11 protein-coding genes are annotated in these 15,006 nt (G+C 53.0%); 6 read left to right on the top strand and 5 right to left on the bottom strand.

The window, feature by feature from the left end; all coding sequences use genetic code 11:
- Positions 1–15 precede the first annotated feature (15 nt).
- Positions 16–1,683: a ShlB/FhaC/HecB family hemolysin secretion/activation protein gene (locus tag TH4_RS08540; protein ID WP_167351206.1), complete on the bottom strand. Its 1,668-nt coding sequence runs from the start codon at positions 1,681–1,683 to the stop codon at positions 16–18.
- A 779-nt stretch (positions 1,684–2,462) separates the two neighbouring features.
- Between TH4_RS08540 and TH4_RS08530 the strand changes: the two genes are divergently transcribed.
- The 6 genes from TH4_RS08530 to TH4_RS08505 all read left to right on the top strand — a co-directional run bounded on the left by TH4_RS08530 (position 2,463) and on the right by TH4_RS08505 (position 10,623).
- Positions 2,463–5,570 (top strand): FAD-binding and (Fe-S)-binding domain-containing protein, encoded by a 3,108-nt coding sequence (locus TH4_RS08530; protein WP_083997023.1) that lies wholly within the window; start codon positions 2,463–2,465, stop codon positions 5,568–5,570.
- A gap of 8 nt (positions 5,571–5,578) precedes the next feature.
- The gene (locus TH4_RS08525) at positions 5,579–5,899 is read left to right on the top strand and encodes a Dabb family protein (protein ID WP_064780675.1); all 321 of its coding nucleotides are present in this window, start codon (positions 5,579–5,581) and stop codon (positions 5,897–5,899) included.
- 290 nt (positions 5,900–6,189) lie between these two features.
- Positions 6,190–8,049, top strand: coding sequence for an ATP-dependent nuclease (locus TH4_RS08520; RefSeq protein WP_064780674.1), 1,860 nt, complete (start codon positions 6,190–6,192; stop codon positions 8,047–8,049).
- Positions 8,036–9,853: a UvrD-helicase domain-containing protein gene (locus tag TH4_RS08515; RefSeq protein WP_064780673.1), complete on the top strand. Its 1,818-nt coding sequence runs from the start codon at positions 8,036–8,038 to the stop codon at positions 9,851–9,853. The genes TH4_RS08520 and TH4_RS08515 overlap by 14 nt, the downstream gene beginning before the upstream one ends.
- A gap of 102 nt (positions 9,854–9,955) precedes the next feature.
- Positions 9,956–10,330, top strand: a complete 375-nt coding sequence (locus TH4_RS08510; RefSeq protein WP_064780672.1) for a type II toxin-antitoxin system RelE/ParE family toxin — start codon at positions 9,956–9,958, stop codon at positions 10,328–10,330.
- Entirely contained in the window at positions 10,327–10,623 is a 297-nt protein-coding gene (locus tag TH4_RS08505; protein ID WP_064780671.1) for a helix-turn-helix domain-containing protein, read from the top strand. Before TH4_RS08510 ends, TH4_RS08505 begins: the two co-directional genes overlap by 4 nt.
- A 196-nt stretch (positions 10,624–10,819) precedes the next feature.
- Here the strand turns inward: TH4_RS08505 and hydA are convergent, their stop codons facing one another.
- Genes hydA through TH4_RS08485 form a run of 4 tightly spaced genes read right to left on the bottom strand, consistent with a single transcriptional unit; the run spans position 10,820 to position 14,959 of the window.
- Positions 10,820–12,235: a dihydropyrimidinase gene (gene hydA, locus TH4_RS08500; RefSeq protein WP_064780670.1), complete on the bottom strand. Its 1,416-nt coding sequence runs from the start codon at positions 12,233–12,235 to the stop codon at positions 10,820–10,822.
- Between the two features lie 16 nt (positions 12,236–12,251).
- Positions 12,252–13,514, bottom strand: a complete 1,263-nt coding sequence (locus TH4_RS08495; RefSeq protein WP_064780669.1) for a cysteine desulfurase-like protein — start codon at positions 13,512–13,514, stop codon at positions 12,252–12,254.
- Between the two features lie 33 nt (positions 13,515–13,547).
- On the bottom strand, positions 13,548–14,288 hold the full coding sequence (locus tag TH4_RS08490; protein ID WP_063087214.1) for an amino acid ABC transporter ATP-binding protein: 741 nt from the start codon (positions 14,286–14,288) through the stop codon (positions 13,548–13,550).
- Entirely contained in the window at positions 14,288–14,959 is a 672-nt protein-coding gene (locus tag TH4_RS08485; protein ID WP_064780668.1) for an amino acid ABC transporter permease, read from the bottom strand. Before TH4_RS08485 ends, TH4_RS08490 begins: the two co-directional genes overlap by 1 nt.
- Positions 14,960–15,006 lie beyond the last annotated feature (47 nt).

Here is a 15,006-nt window from a genome sequence, read left to right as displayed (position 1 = left end):
TTCCCAGCCCCCCCCTTAAAACGCCACAGTGGCGGAAAAATAAACTTCGGAATTGCGATGATTGACGAATGAAGGTGCATCAATCGCTTGGGCATATGTCAGGGAGAGATTGAGGTTGGGTCCACGAATTTTAAAACCTGTCGACCAGCCCGACAGCCGGCCACCTTCGAGGGGTTCCGAAACATCTTGGGAAATCACACCATAATCAAACCCGACAAAAGGCTGGATTTCGCTAGCCACTCGGGAGACTTCGGGCTGGGTAACCGGAATACGAACCGCGATCTCATTGCGAATAAAACCGCCGATATCTCCGCTGATTGAACTTTCCTTGAAACCTCGAACCGTACTGAGACTTCCGACAGAGATGCGTTCCGTGCCATAAAGGGTATCCGGGCTCCACTGACCGCGGGCACCGGTTGTCACGCTCAAGGGCGTATCCAGAACGTCAAAATTCTGAATGACAGTGAGGTCAGCGGTGTATTTCTCGAACTGGGCTTCAGGTTCGTCAATACCCCTGTGATCATCTTCCTTTGCGCCAAGAACCTTGAGCCCCGCCTCATAACCAACCGACGCAGAAACCAAACCTTTCCCAAAACGGCGACTATGATTGACGTTGAGTCCAAGAATGGTCAGACGACGACTACTAACTTCGAGCAGCACATCCTCAATATAGTTTTTCGTTTTTTTGTAAGTGAAAGAGGAAAAAAGCGTGGTTTTACTTGTTTGGTCTCGATGCAGCACGCGATCAACATCCGCGCGCCATGTGGTTGACCTGCCTGAGCTCTTAAAATCCTGAACCGATCCTTCTATCTGGTTTCGGTAGTCAAATTGATTGGCAGACAACGACAACAACCAATATCCATACGGAACGGACAAAGATACGCTCTTGCTTCTGCTGGCTTTAAGGGTGGATGCGGGTTCGGTATCCTGACCGTAAGACAGGCTGATCAGATCATTTATTCCAAACCAGTTATAGGTTTCCCCACCGTAGGATTGCTGTAATTCACCAGTAGCTTCGCTGCCGGAGTTATTAAGCCCTGCGCTGGCTCGCCAGCTTTTACCGACCTGATTACTGATAACAGCGACGGATTTCCCCTGCTCTGAACCAGGCTCAAATTCTACCGTTGCATTAGAATTCGGCAGTCGGTTGATCTGGTCCAGTCCCTGTTCAAAGTCCCGAAGATTAAGACGCTTTCCCTGCAAACCTGGGAAAGCAGAAAGCATTTGTCCGCGTGTTAAGGCCTCGCTTGCGGATGGAGATATATCCTCAACCGTTCCCTCAATCACGATCAGCTTAAGAATACCAGAACCAAGATCCTGCGCCGGAACATAAGCTCTTGTCGTCACAAAACCATGTTCAACAAAATAATCCGTCAGAATTTCAATTATTTTGTCGATGTCGGATTTACGAATACATGTCTTTTCAAATCTAGATACCAATGGTCGAAGGTCTGTGTCCCAACCTTCAATTTCGATATGTTGTAAATCGAAACACGGTGCATTCTCTTCGCTATCAGGGATATCGGGAAGAACCGGCTTTTCATATCCGGGAGGTAACTGACGGGGAATCAACGGATCCTCAGACCGGAACTGTTCCTGTTGCTGCCGCAAAATCTGGTCTTGCTGGCGAATGATTTCATCACGCTGAGATGGTGTTTGGGCCTGCGCCGTAGTAAAAGACATGCAAGCAAAGAGCAGCCCCCCTCCCCATATGCAGCAACGAACAAAATATCGACGCGCGGAAGAGTTAATCCGATTAAACTTGCGGATTGGCTGTTCGGTCTGCCGACCACATTTAACGGCGTTTGACTTCATCGTACTTAGCGATTGCACTCAGATCAAAAAATGAACGGCAACATCAGATTTTTCTGATTTAAATGACTGTGCGTCATTTTTTCTTCGCTAAGACAAAATGCAGAAATCGAAAGTGACGAGCGTCACAGAAAGTTGAAATCGATTAATAAAGAAGACGCCAACAATAACCATAGGTTTCTGTTAGCTATACTCTACGGGTAAAACCTACTCCAACGAGGTAATCCCATTGAATGTTTTGTGACCACCGTTCGTCAACTGATCCCCCACTTAAGCGTGAAGACTTGAGTGGGCAAAAGAAACAACCGGAGAGAGGAGACAGCGGGAAAAACAACAAAACGGCCCCTCTTTCCACCCGCCCAAACTACCGCGCCTCTTGCAAGATAATCGGGGCTGGGTTTCAGATCTGAAGGCAATTGTATGAGGATTGAAAATGCGCCATCGCGGTGCATTTTGACCGGCGGTTCTGAGCACCTTGCCCGGCGCTTTGATTATTCACTTATTTTGAATAATCTTTCGGAATTTTCGATTTGTCTATTCAATCGCGATCAGGTCAAATGGGTTTGCATGCCAGATCGGGGCGCCGGCCCGCACCGGAAAAAAACCGATAAAAGCATATGATATTATCATACGAGTATTGAGAGAGCCTGATGTCCGTCCCTGCCCCGGCTGCCACCCCGGTTACCAATCCGGCCACCAATCCGGCTACCAACGCTTCGAACAAAAGCGTGATCAAAAAGCTGCCAGCACTCACCCCGGATCGGTCGCTGGACAGTTTGACGCTGGGGTTCCTCAAAACGCTGGAGGCCGAGGGCAAGTTTGCTGGTGAAATCCATGCCGATTTCCCGACCCGCCTGATCAATGCCACCGACAACAGCGTGTATCAAGTGATGCCGACCGCCGTGCTGCAGCCCAAGACGCGGGGTGACATCAATGTGGTGATGGAGCTTGCGGGGCGTGAGAAATTTTCCGAGGTCAAAATCACCCCGCGCGGGGGTGGCACGGGTACCAATGGCCAGTCGCTGAACAACACCATCATTCTTGATACCTCCAAACACCTGAATAATATCCTTGGCTTTGATGCGGAGCGCGGGCTTGTCCATGTCGAGCCCGGTGTGGTGCTGGATCAGTTGAATGCCTGGCTGAAACCTTATGGCTATTTCTTCCCGCCGGCGGTGTCGACCGCAAGCCGCGCCACGGTGGGCGGCATGATCGGATCAGATAGCTCCGGCAAGGGATCGCGGATTTATGGCAAGACCAGCCATTACATCCATGACATGACCACGGTCCTGATCGATGGCACGGATTTCAATACCCGCGCCATGACAGCAGCCGAGGCCAAAGACACCATGGAACGCGCCGACCGGGTTGGGCAGCTTTATAAAAAGGTCCATGACGAAATCGCCCCAAGGCGCGATCAGATCAAATCGACCTTCCCGGAAATGAACCGGGGGCTGACGGGCTATAACCTTAAGGAAGCGGTATCTGACACCGGGGACATGAACCTGTCGTTCCTGATTGCCGGGGCCGAGGGCAGCCTTGGCATGGTCAAGGAAATTACCTTCCGCGTCATTCCGCTGCCCAAACACAAGGCCGTCACGGTGGTGCGCTATGACAGCTTTGATAGTGCGCTGCGGCATGTGAAGGCACTGGTGCAGTTTGACCCGGTGGCGATTGAAAGCATCGATGACAAGGTCATGAAACTGGCCGAGCAGGATGAAAGCTGGCACATGCTGGGCAAGCTTCTCGGCACGGAAAACAGCAACACGCCGACACGGGGCTTTAACGTCGTCGAGTTCGTTGGCGAGAGCGAGGCCGAGGTTGCCGCCAAACAGGCGGAGCTTAAATCCTACCTTGATGCCAACCCGGCTGAAGACTTTGCCCCCATCGGCTTTGTGCAGGCGACCGATCCGGGGCAGATCGCTGCCATCTGGTCGATCCGGGCGAAATCGGTGGGCTTGCTCGGCAATCTTGAGGGCAAACGCCGCGCCACGCCGTTTGTCGAAGATACGGCCGTGCCGCCGGAAAACCTTGCCGATTTCATTGCCGAATTCAGAGCACTGCTGGATGCCGAGGGGCTTGATTACGGCATGTTTGGCCATGTCGATGTCGGGTGCCTGCATGTCCGCCCGCTGCTTGACATGATGGACGAGGAAGACGAAGCCCGCATCCGGCGCGTTTCCGACGCAATGGCAGAGCTTACCAAACGCTATAACGGTCTGATCTGGGGCGAGCATGGCAAGGGATTCCGGGGCGAATACTCCCCCGTTTATTTCGGACCGGAGCTTTATGATGTTCTGCGTCGCATCAAGGAGGCGTTCGATCCGGAAGGGCAGCTTAACCCCGGCAAGATCGCCTCGCCCTATTCCAAAAACACACCGATCACGGCGATTGACGAAGCCCCGATGCGCGGCCAGTTTGACCGCCAGATCGAGGATGCTTTGCGCGATGAATACCTGAACGCGACGCGGTGTAACGGCAACGGGGCGTGCTTTAACTGGGATCTGATGGATGCCATGTGCCCGTCCTATAAGGTCACGCGATCACGTGTGCATTCGCCCAAGGGCCGGGCCGGGATGATCCGCGAATGGATCCGCCAGCTTTCTGTTGGCACCGATCCGATGAACAAGGACTTGGCCGTCATTAATGGCCGGGATTTTTCCCATGACGTCTATGAGGCGATGGCCGGCTGCCTGTCATGCAAGGCGTGCGCGGGGCAATGCCCGGTCAAGGTCGACATCCCGGAAATGAAATCCCGGTTCCTCGAGACCTATCACACGCGCTATAAACGCCCGATCAAGGACCATGTGATTGCGTCACTGGAAAACATGGCACCCTTTCTGGCAAAGGCGCCGGGGCTATTTAACGCGCTGCAATCCATCCCGCCGATGCCATGGATCTTCAAACGCTTCATCGGCCTGACAGATCTGCCGAAACTGCACGGCCAGAGCCTTAAATCGGCCTTGCGCGCACGCGGCATTGGCAAGTTCAAGCAGGCGGAGCTTGAAGCCCTAAGTGCGGACGCAAAGGCCAAGTCGGTGATCCTTGTGCAGGATTGCTTTACCACGCATTACGATACCCATGTGGTGCTGGCCCATGTCGACCTGTTGCATCGCCTTGGATATCGCGTGTTCGTGCCGCCCTATCGCCCGAATGGCAAGGCGATGCATGTGAAGGGGTTCCTCAAACGCTTTGATTATCAGGCCCAGCAAAATGACATTGTGCTCGGTAAAATCGCCAAATCCGGCATTCCCATGATCGGGATCGAGGCCAGTGTCGCCCTGACCTACCGGCAGGAATACGCCCAGCGACTAAGCAACCGCCCGGATTATCGCGTGCATCTGTTCCATGAGTGGCTGGCGGGCGAGATCGAACACGGCCGCCTGACCCCGCCCAAACTTGATAACAGCGTTAACATGGGCACCACGGAAACCCCGGCAAGCCTGTTCCCCCATTGCACGGAAAAGACGTCCATCCCAGATGTTGGTGTCAAATGGCAGAAAATCTTTGACGCATTCGGCCTAAAGCTCTCCACGGAAAAAACCGGCTGCTGCGGCATGGCCGGTGTCTATGGCCACGAAACCCGCCACCAGGAAACCTCGCGCGCGTTGTATGATCTGAGCTGGAAAAAGAAGGTCGATGCGACGGGGCTTGAGAACATGCTGGTGACCGGCTATTCCTGCCGCTGTCAGGTGGATCGCTATGAAGGTGTGAAGCCGCAGCATCCGGTCGAATACCTCGCCAAACTTATTGCATAGGAAACCCCATGATCCGTCACATCGTACTGACCAAATTCAAGGCCGAGGTTACAAAGGCCGAAATCGACAGCCTGTTTGCCAAGCTGGCAGACCTCAAAAGCCATATCCCCGGCATGCGCGGCTTTGATGGCGGCGTTTCGGTCAGCCCGGAGGGGCTTGAACAAGGCTTCCGCCACGGATTTTCAATTGATTTTGACGATGCGGCAGCACGAGATGCCTATCTGAAACATCCAGAGCATAAAGCCTTGGGTGGGCAGTTGGTTGGGCTGCTGGAAGGTGGCGTGGCCGGGTTGGTGGTGTTTGATCTGGTTGTTGGCGCGTCCGCGTAAGTGCTGAGTTTGGAATTCAACCGGCCTGCCGATGTAACGTGGACCGCTATGAAGGGGTTAAGCTTCAGCATCCGGTGAAGTATCTATGAAGACTGATATCGCAAGGCAGTTGCAGAAACTCTAACTTTTAGGCCAACCATTTTACGAGGGCAGTTTTCGAACTTATCAAGTTCTACAAGAACTGCACTGCAACACTACTTTTGCTTAGGTTAGCTATTCTTCATAGATGTGGACCTTCCATACTGCACCCCGCAAAGTTGGGCGATCAAAGCAGGTATGGATGAAAGCACATGAGAGCGTGTCGCGTAAACATCAGTCATTTTCGGGGAATCAAAGCCGCGAGCTTATTGATTCCAGCCCATGCTGTTCTAATAGGTGACAATAACACCGGCAAAACCTCCATACTGGAAGCCTTAGACTTGGCTCTGGGCCCAGACCGCCTTAACCGCTTTCCTCCTATCGACGAACATGATTTTCATCAAGGGCAGTATTCATCTAAAACATCAGATGATACGAACACCTCAGCAGATGGGCAAGCACAGAAAGCTGTGGCTGTCACCGATGATACCGACATTGACAATGTCGAAAGTCCACGCATCGAAATCGAAGTTACGATAGCTGAGCTATCTGAGGATCAGAAGGCACGCTTCGGTGATTATGTCGAATTTTGGAACGAGAACGAAGACAAGTTTTACGATGAAGCCAACCCTGCGGGAATTGATCCGGATCATATAATTGAAGCGCTAAGAGTAACGTTTCGTGGCTGGTATGATTCTGAGGAAGACGACTTTCAGGGCAAGACTTACTTCACACGCACCCTCAGCGACGGGGGCAATCCGGTTGAGTTCCGCAAGAGAGACAAGCAGGTATGTGGATTCCTTTACCTACGCTCTTTACGCACCGGGAGCCGCGCCCTGAGTCTGGAGCGAGGCAGTCTACTAGACATCATCCTTAGGCTTCAGGAAATCCGGCCTCAGATGTGGGAAGATACCATTGGTGAATTGACAAAGTTTACCGTCGCAGAAGACCCAGACGTAGGTCTCTCGGGAGTCCTCAAGAGCATCAATACTGCACTCAAGAAATATGTGCCTAGAGAGTGGGGTGTCGAACCACACCTCAAGATAACCAACCTTACCCGCGAGCATCTCCGTAAAGTTATTACAGCGTTCATTGCTACAGGCGATAGCGACCACGCTGCACCGTTTTATAGACAGGGTACGGGCACAATCAATATGCTGGTGCTTGCGATGTTGTCACAGATTGCTGAAACCAAGCAAAACGTGATTTTCGCGATGGAAGAACCTGAAACAGCAATTCCACCATATGCACAAAAACGCATTGTGCATGAAGTTCGCTCCCTTGCTTCTCAAGCAATTTTCACGTCTCACTCACCATATGTTCTTGAAGAATTTCCGATAGAAGAGACAGTTGTTCTAGGTCGAGACTCATCGGGGACCTTGTCCCGAAAACCGATCAGTCTACCCAACAACATGAAACTGAAAGCCTATCGGCAAGACTTCAGAACGAGGTTTTGTGAGGGGCTCCTGTCTCGCCGCGTTCTTATTGCTGAAGGCGAAACAGAAACAACAGCGTTCCCCGTTGTTTGTAGGCGTTTGGCGGAGTTAAACCCAGACACATACAAATCACTCGAAGCACTTGGCATAAGCACTTTGAACGCAGGCAGTGACTCTAAAATTGCCAGTATGGCCAAGCTTTTTAAATCACTTGGGAAATCGACTTTCGCTTTATGCGACCGCCAATCGCCTGATGATGAAGCGACTATCAAATCAGAGGTCGAACTTCTTCTTATGCATAACCAACACGGAATAGAAGACCTTGTGCTAAATGAAACCACCAACGCCGCTCTTGAGAGGTTCGCTGGTAGTTTGGAGTGGCCCCCTCACCTAAGCCAAAAGCACCCTGATCCGATTGCAAATGCACGACAAGCACTTTCCGAATATTTCGCTTGGTCAAAGGGAAATTGGGGTCTTGCAGACTTTCTTGCGCAATGCTCTGAGGAAGAAACTCCTGAATGGTTGCGCGAAGCTTGTAAAGCGCTGATGCGAATTTGCGATCCAACTATAGACATAGAAGCACCTAACGCCGCAAATGAAGCAAAGCCAGAGGCTATAGCCGATGGAGCCAACTGAGAAACAGCACGAAGTGATAAGTAGCGACGGACACTTGCTCGTCACTGGTGGACCAGGCTCTGGTAAAACAACAATATCAATCCTGAAGGCAGCTCAAATTGCCGATTACAATCTTCGACCTCAGCAAAAGGTTCTTTTTCTGAGCTTCGCTCGGGCCACGATTGCTCGCGTAATCGAAGCGATTGAGGAAGAAAAGAGTATTTCCGACAACATCAAGCGACATATCGAGGTCGAAACCTACCACTCCTTTTTCTGGCGTATTCTTAAAGCGCACGGCTACCTATTAGGGTTACCCCGAAAGCTAGACATTCTGACACCACCTGAAGAAGCGATTGCTCTATCTTCAACAAGGAGCCAATTCGAGCCGGACAGCAAATTATCAGATGAAAAGAAGAAAGAAAAAAAGGACGCTGAAAATGCTGAAAGGTGTCGACTCGCAGCAGATGAAGGCAGAGTTTGCTTCGACCTCTTCGCTCCATTCGTAAGTTCACTGCTTCACTCAAGTCAAAGACTCAGGCAGCTTCTTGCGACCATGCACCCCGCCGTCGTACTCGACGAGTTTCAAGATACAAATGCGGAGCAATGGAACGTCGTCCAAGCACTCGGCCGATACTCGAGACTAATCGCTCTAGCTGATCCAGAGCAGCGCATCTTCGACTTTATTGGCGCAGATCCAGACCGTCTTGATCATTTTCGTAAGGCGTTCACCCCCACAGAGATTGATTTTAGTGATACCAATCACCGCAGTGCTGGGACTGATATTGCCAAGTTTGGCAACGCCATTCTTAAAGGCACTTTCGATCAAGAAAACTATGAAGGTATCGAAGTAAAATATTTCGACTCAAATCCTAACCAAGCGTTTACGACCCTAATCACTAGCACCTATGCAGCCAGAAAGCGTCTAGCAAAGAGTGGAAAGCAAGACTGGTCGCTAGCAATACTCGTTCCCACAAAAAAGATGACACGCCTTGTATCTGACAAGTTTCGAGCCCCCCCTGCAGGAATGCCAGCCATCAACCATACCGCAATGATTGAGATGGCTGCAGCTATTCTAGGCTCTGGAATTATTGCACATATTCTACAACCCGACTCAGCCTCACGCTTGGACACATTTATCAGTCTTATGTGCAGTTACTATCAGGGAAAGGGCGGAGACAAACCGACCAAAACTGCGCTGGACGAGGCTGCTCGCATACGCAAAGCTTATGATAAATGGTGTTCAGCTATTAACTCCGGGAAAAAACCTCCGGGTAAAAGCATCCTGCATGCAACCTTCGAAGTGTATGATACCGCATGTGCTAAGCTGCGGACAGGTGAGCCTAACCAAGATTGGCAAACTGTAAGAGCAGTACTGGAAAACGGAAAATGCAAGCGTCTTACGGAGATAGCTAAAGAAGTTCGGAACATTAGATTACTAGAACGAGGCACTCAACTTCGCGAGGACCTTACACAAGACTGGCGTGACAACGGTTCCTATGCAAATGCGTCCCTGATTGTTCAGCAAGCGTTCGTTCAAGAACACTTTGCTAGCAGCGCCAAACCAGAGACCGGCGTCGTTGTCATGAATATGCACAAAGCCAAGGGCAAGCAATTTGACGAAGTAATCATTTTCGAGGGCTGGCCTAATATCTCCCGACTAAAGATCGTAGCAAATCTCGACCGTATTGTACGCTTTAATGATCGCACCAAAGTCGATGCGAGCTGCCGTCAGAATTTTCGAGTGAGCATCACGCGAGGACGCCAACGAACTACAATCCTCACTCCCGAAGTAGACCCATGTGTATTGCTAATTCCAGAACAGTAATACACAATAAAAGGTAAAAAAGGGGGCAGTTCCCTTTTTTCCGATTCGAAAAAGCACGGAACTCAAACTTGACAAACTGCGGAATTTCCGCATATTTGTTCTATGCACACGGTGATTGAAACTCCGGCTTTTCTGGCCTCGGCAAAGGACGAGCATGTCTCGGACGCCGAGAGGAAAAGCATTGTGGATTTTCTGGCAAGGAACCCTGATGCCGGAGACATCATCGCGGGCACGGGCGGCGCCAGAAAGGTCCGCATTGCCAAACAAGGCGGCGGAAAGAGTGGCGGTTATCGCGTGATCACGTTTTTCGCAGCCGATGACATACCGGTTTTCCTGTTTGATATATACAGCAAGAGCAATCAGGCGAACCTTTCCGCATCAGACAAAAATGAACTGAGAAAAATTCTGACGGCCCTGCCATCAGCCTGGCGCAAGATGGTCAGGGAAGAAGCCGAGAAAGCGAGGAAGCGCACATGAGCAAAGCTGGATCAAGAATTCTTCAGGGCGCACAGGAAGCATTGGCCTTGGCAGAAGGCAAGGCCCCCGCCGATGCGTTCATTATCCATATCCCTGAAAAAGTGGATGTCAAAAGCATTCGCAAGAAGCAGGGGCTAACCCAAAAGGCGTTTGCGGAAACCTATGGGTTTTCCTATGGGCGTATTCGCGATTGGGAACAAGGCCGGTCGAATATGGATGAGCCATCGCGTGTCCTTCTTAAGGTGATCGAGAAAGAGCCGGAAGCGGTGCGACGCGCGCTTGCTGATGCTTGAGCCCTGTTGCGCAAACATCGGCATCGTGATGATGTGATGCTTGAACGTGTGACAAAAAAACGAAAGGCAGCGCTGATTATTGCGCTGCCTTTCGTTTGTGGGCCTTGCCCTGCCCCCAATGTTGCGTTGTGCGGCTCGAGATTCCCGCCTGCGCGGGAATGACGGTGCGGGGTGGCCGTGGGTTGCGCCGGTCTGATCAGACCGGCTTTGAGGTCACCAGATTTGATTTCTGGCGGGCCAAGTATTTGCCATCGCCCTTTTGCCCTGTCACTTCGCCGTCCTTGACCACGGTTTTGCCGCGCACGATGGTGTGGACGGGCCAGCCTTTGACCTCGAGGCCTTCATAGGGGCTGTAGTCGCAGCCCTGTTGCAGGATGTCGTTGGTGATGGTGACGTTTTTATTGGGGTCCCAAAGGGCCAGGTCGGCGTCCGATCCAATCGCGATGGTGCCCTTTTGCGGGTACATGCCATACAGCTTGGCGTGATTGGTGGCGGTGAGTGCCACAAAGCGGTTGAGGTCGATGCGGCCCTTTTGAACACCTTCGGAAAACAGGATCGGCAGACGCGTCGCCACACCGGGGATGCCATTGGGGATCCAGCGGAAGCTTTTCTTGCCCTTTTCATTGAGCTTGCCTTCCGGGTCGTTAAAGCGGAACGGGCAATGATCGGATGAAAACAGATCAAAAACCCCGCGTTCCAGACCATCCCAACAGGCGTCCTGACTTTCCTTGTCGCGTGGCGGCGGGGAACAGACGAATTTTGCCCCTTCGAGTTCATTCTGATCAAGGTCATCAGCCGTCAGCATGAGATATTGCGGGCAGGTTTCGCCAACGACCTTGCTGCCGCGCACCCGCGCGCGTTCGATTTCTTCCATCGCCTGCTGGTTCGACACATGGACAATCACAATCGGGGTATCGACGATTTCGGCCAGTGACAAAGCGCGATGGGTGGCTTCGCGTTCGGCGGCAATCGGACGCGTCGTGGCGTGGGATTTGGCGGAGAATTCGCCAGCGGCCTCGTGCTGGCCGATCAGGAAGCGAATGGCGTCTTCGTTCTCGCAATGCACCAGTACCAGTGCGCCGGTATTTCTGGCGGCATCAAGGGTATCGAGGATTTCATCATCGCGCAGACGCAGGTTTTCATAGGTCATGAAAACCTTGAAGGAGGTATAGCCGTCCTCGACCAGGGCCGGGAGTTCCTGGCCCAGAACCGACGGGGTCGGATCGGTGACGATCAGGTGGAAGGCCACATCAATATGGCAATTGCCATCGGCCTTGGCGTGATAGACATCGAGCGAATGACGCAGGCTGTCGCCCTTTTCCTGCATGCAGAAGGCCAGGATCGAGGTATTGCCGCCGATGGCGGCCGAACGCGTGCCGCTTTCGAAATCATCGGCCATGACGATGCCATCGCCGGAGGGCTGATCAATATGGACGTGGCTGTCGATCCCGCCGGGCATAACATAAAGTCCGGTGGCATCGATGATGTCATCCGCGCCGCTCAGGGCATCGGCGATGGCGGCAATCTTGCCATCCTTGATGCCAAGATCGGCAACATAGGTGTCGCTGGCGGTGACGATGGTGCCGTTTTTGATGATGCGGTCAAACTGCATGATGTGGCCTGCCCCCTTATTGATCGGTCGCGTCAAGCAGGCGGTCAAACGCCGCAGTCAGACGGTCCACCTGTTCAATCGTGTTGTAGTGCACCATCGACACACGCAAAACGCCAGCATTATCAGACAGGCCCATATATTCGACCAGACGCCGGGAATGAAAATCACCAAAGCGAATGGCGATCTTTTCACGGTCAATGATCTTGCAGACGTCCTCGGCATTGCGGCCATCAAAGCGGAACGCAATGGTCGGGATGCGCGTGCCGTCGCGGTTGTCATCCTGCCCGACAATCACGCAATCATTGCGACCCCGCAGATAGCGCAACAAACGATCGGTCAGGGCATTTTCCTGTGCGGCGATGGCGTCATAGGCGGCGACGATTTTATCGCGCACTGTCCCCGTCCCGGACTTATCTCCCATGGCGCGCTCACCCAACTCCGTCAGGTAATCGACAATACCGCAGACCGAATAGGCCATTTCATAGCTGGGGTTGCCGGCTTCAAGCTTTCCGGGGACTTTGTCCTTGCCGTAGAAATAATGGTACAGCGTATCAAGCTCGAGCAGCAGGTCATACTTGCCATACATCATGGCCCCATGCGGGCCGTATGTTTTATAGAGGCTAAAGACATAATAGTCGGCGTCAAAACCCTTAACATCCACCGCGCGGTGCGGGGCATAGGCGACGGCATCGATACAGATTTTGGCACCGTTGGCGTGGGCACAATCGGCGAATTCGCGGATCGGATTGATTTCGCCAATGATGTTGGACACGTGCGTGACGCAGACCAGTTTGGTGCGGTCGCTCATCGCGGCCTTGAGGCCATCAAGGCTGAGACGCCCGGTTTTGACATCCGGTTCCCAGAAACGCAGATTGACCCCGAATTCCTCGAGCGCAACCCACGGGCCGATATTGCTTTCATGATCGCCGATGGTGACGACAATCTCGTCACCCGGTTTGAACTGGCTGCGCATGGCGCGCGCGAGGTTTTGCAGCAATACCGTGGTCGAGGCGCCGAAAATGATTTCTTCGGGGCGGCTCGCATTGACCAGCTGGGCGGCGGATTTTCGTGCATCCAGAAGGGCTTCGGCCGCCTTTTGCGAGACTTCGTAGGAGCCACCGATCTGCACATTGCGCTCGATCAGGAAGGCATTGATGCGGTCCAACGCCTTGGACAGGATTTGCGATCCGCCGGCATTGTCAAAGAAGGTCCAGCCATTGGCGAGGGCTGGAAACTGGCTGTGGACATAGTCCATATCAAGGGTGCGTTGATCTGCCATTGAAGGCATCCTCCGGTTGATTTGTCTTTTATTTTAATGGTCGAGAACGGCGTGGAGGAAGTTCCTTGTGCGTTCTTCTTTCGGCGCATCGAAAATTTCGCTGGGCGTTCCGGCCTCGATAATCGCGCCGCCATCCATGAACAGGACACGGTCCGCGACCTGACGGGCAAAGCCCATTTCATGGGTGACCACGACCATGGTGACGCCGGTCCCGGCGAGCTTTTTCATGACGTCGAGAACCTCGCCGACCATTTCGGGATCAAGGGCGGAGGTTGGCTCGTCAAACAGAAGCACACGCGGTTCCATGGCAAGGGCACGGGCAATCGCCACACGCTGTTGCTGCCCGCCGGAAAGTTGGGCCGGGTATTTATCGGCCTGAACCGAAATGCCGACACGTTCCAGCAGATCGCGCGCGCGTTTTTCGGCGTCCGCTTCGGACATTTTGCGGACCCGGATCGGGGCCAGCATGACATTGCGCAGCACGGTCATGTGCGGGAACAGGTTGAATGACTGAAACACCATGCCGACTTCGGCCCGGACCTGATCAAGGTCAGGCCCCGGGCGCACCGGGATGCCATCAACGGTGATTTCGCTGCCCGCCTCGAACGGTTCGAGATGGTTGATGCAACGAATAAGCGTTGATTTGCCAGAGCCCGACGGGCCGACAACACACAGGACTTCTCCTTGCGCGATATCAAGATTGATGCCGTGGAGCGCAACGAACTGGCCATAGGTCTTGCGCAGGTTGGAAATTTTGATCAGTGGCGCTTTCATCAGCTTCTCCCGCGGCTAAAACGTTTTTCAAGATGCGCGACATAGCGCACCATCGGCAGAAGCAGGATCAGATAGATCACGGCTGCACCGATCAGCGGCGTCGGATTGGCGGAAAGGGCCTGTGCCTGGGTCGCCTGTTTGAGCAGGTCGGGCATGGCGACAACCGATGCGAGCGCAGTGTCCTTAAGAACGTTGATGCAGTTATTGGTCAGCGGCGGAATGACGATGCGGATGGCCTGGGGCAGGATGATATCGGTCATGATATAGCGGTTGGACAGACCGAGGGCTGCGGACGCTTCAAACTGGCCCTTCGGGATGGCTTCGATCCCCGCACGGAAAATTTCGGCGGTGTAGGCCGCGGACACCAGTGTCAACGCGGTGACGGCCGAGAAGAAGGGCGAAAGCCTGATGCCGACAAAGGGCAGCGCGTAATAAACAATGATCAGCAACACCAGAAGCGGGATCGAGCGGAACACATCGATATAGGCCCGCACAAGCCCGGTCACTACCGGCCCGGCATAGAGCCGCAGCACGGCCAGAAACAGGCCACCGATCAGACCGGCAATGATGCTGGTTGCGCCGATCCCGATGGTCACAAGCAAGCCATTCATCAATTGCGGCAGGCTTTGCATCAGGACGGGAATGTTAAAGAAAGTCGAAAATAAATCCATTTTACCACCAGGTCAGGTTGCCCCGCCGACGACACCGAAAAAGGATT

The organism is Thalassospira tepidiphila MCCC 1A03514 (genome assembly GCF_001662875.1).
GTDB classification, from domain to species: domain Bacteria; phylum Pseudomonadota; class Alphaproteobacteria; order Rhodospirillales; family Thalassospiraceae; genus Thalassospira; species Thalassospira tepidiphila.
Note: the sequence above shows the minus strand (reverse complement) of the source record. Positions and strands in the feature narration are given on the sequence as shown.

Coding starts and splice junctions, on each gene's coding strand:
- TH4_RS08540 (WP_167351206.1), bottom strand. CDS start 1,683: ATGTCTTTTACTACGGCGCAGGCCCAAACACCATCTCAGCGTGATGAA.
- TH4_RS08530 (WP_083997023.1), top strand. CDS start 2,463: ATGTCCGTCCCTGCCCCGGCTGCCACCCCGGTTACCAATCCGGCCACC.
- TH4_RS08525 (WP_064780675.1), top strand. CDS start 5,579: ATGATCCGTCACATCGTACTGACCAAATTCAAGGCCGAGGTTACAAAG.
- TH4_RS08520 (WP_064780674.1), top strand. CDS start 6,190: ATGAGAGCGTGTCGCGTAAACATCAGTCATTTTCGGGGAATCAAAGCC.
- TH4_RS08515 (WP_064780673.1), top strand. CDS start 8,036: ATGGAGCCAACTGAGAAACAGCACGAAGTGATAAGTAGCGACGGACAC.
- TH4_RS08510 (WP_064780672.1), top strand. CDS start 9,956: ATGCACACGGTGATTGAAACTCCGGCTTTTCTGGCCTCGGCAAAGGAC.
- TH4_RS08505 (WP_064780671.1), top strand. CDS start 10,327: ATGAGCAAAGCTGGATCAAGAATTCTTCAGGGCGCACAGGAAGCATTG.
- hydA (WP_064780670.1), bottom strand. CDS start 12,235: ATGCAGTTTGACCGCATCATCAAAAACGGCACCATCGTCACCGCCAGC.
- TH4_RS08495 (WP_064780669.1), bottom strand. CDS start 13,514: ATGGCAGATCAACGCACCCTTGATATGGACTATGTCCACAGCCAGTTT.
- TH4_RS08490 (WP_063087214.1), bottom strand. CDS start 14,288: ATGAAAGCGCCACTGATCAAAATTTCCAACCTGCGCAAGACCTATGGC.
- TH4_RS08485 (WP_064780668.1), bottom strand. CDS start 14,959: ATGGATTTATTTTCGACTTTCTTTAACATTCCCGTCCTGATGCAAAGC.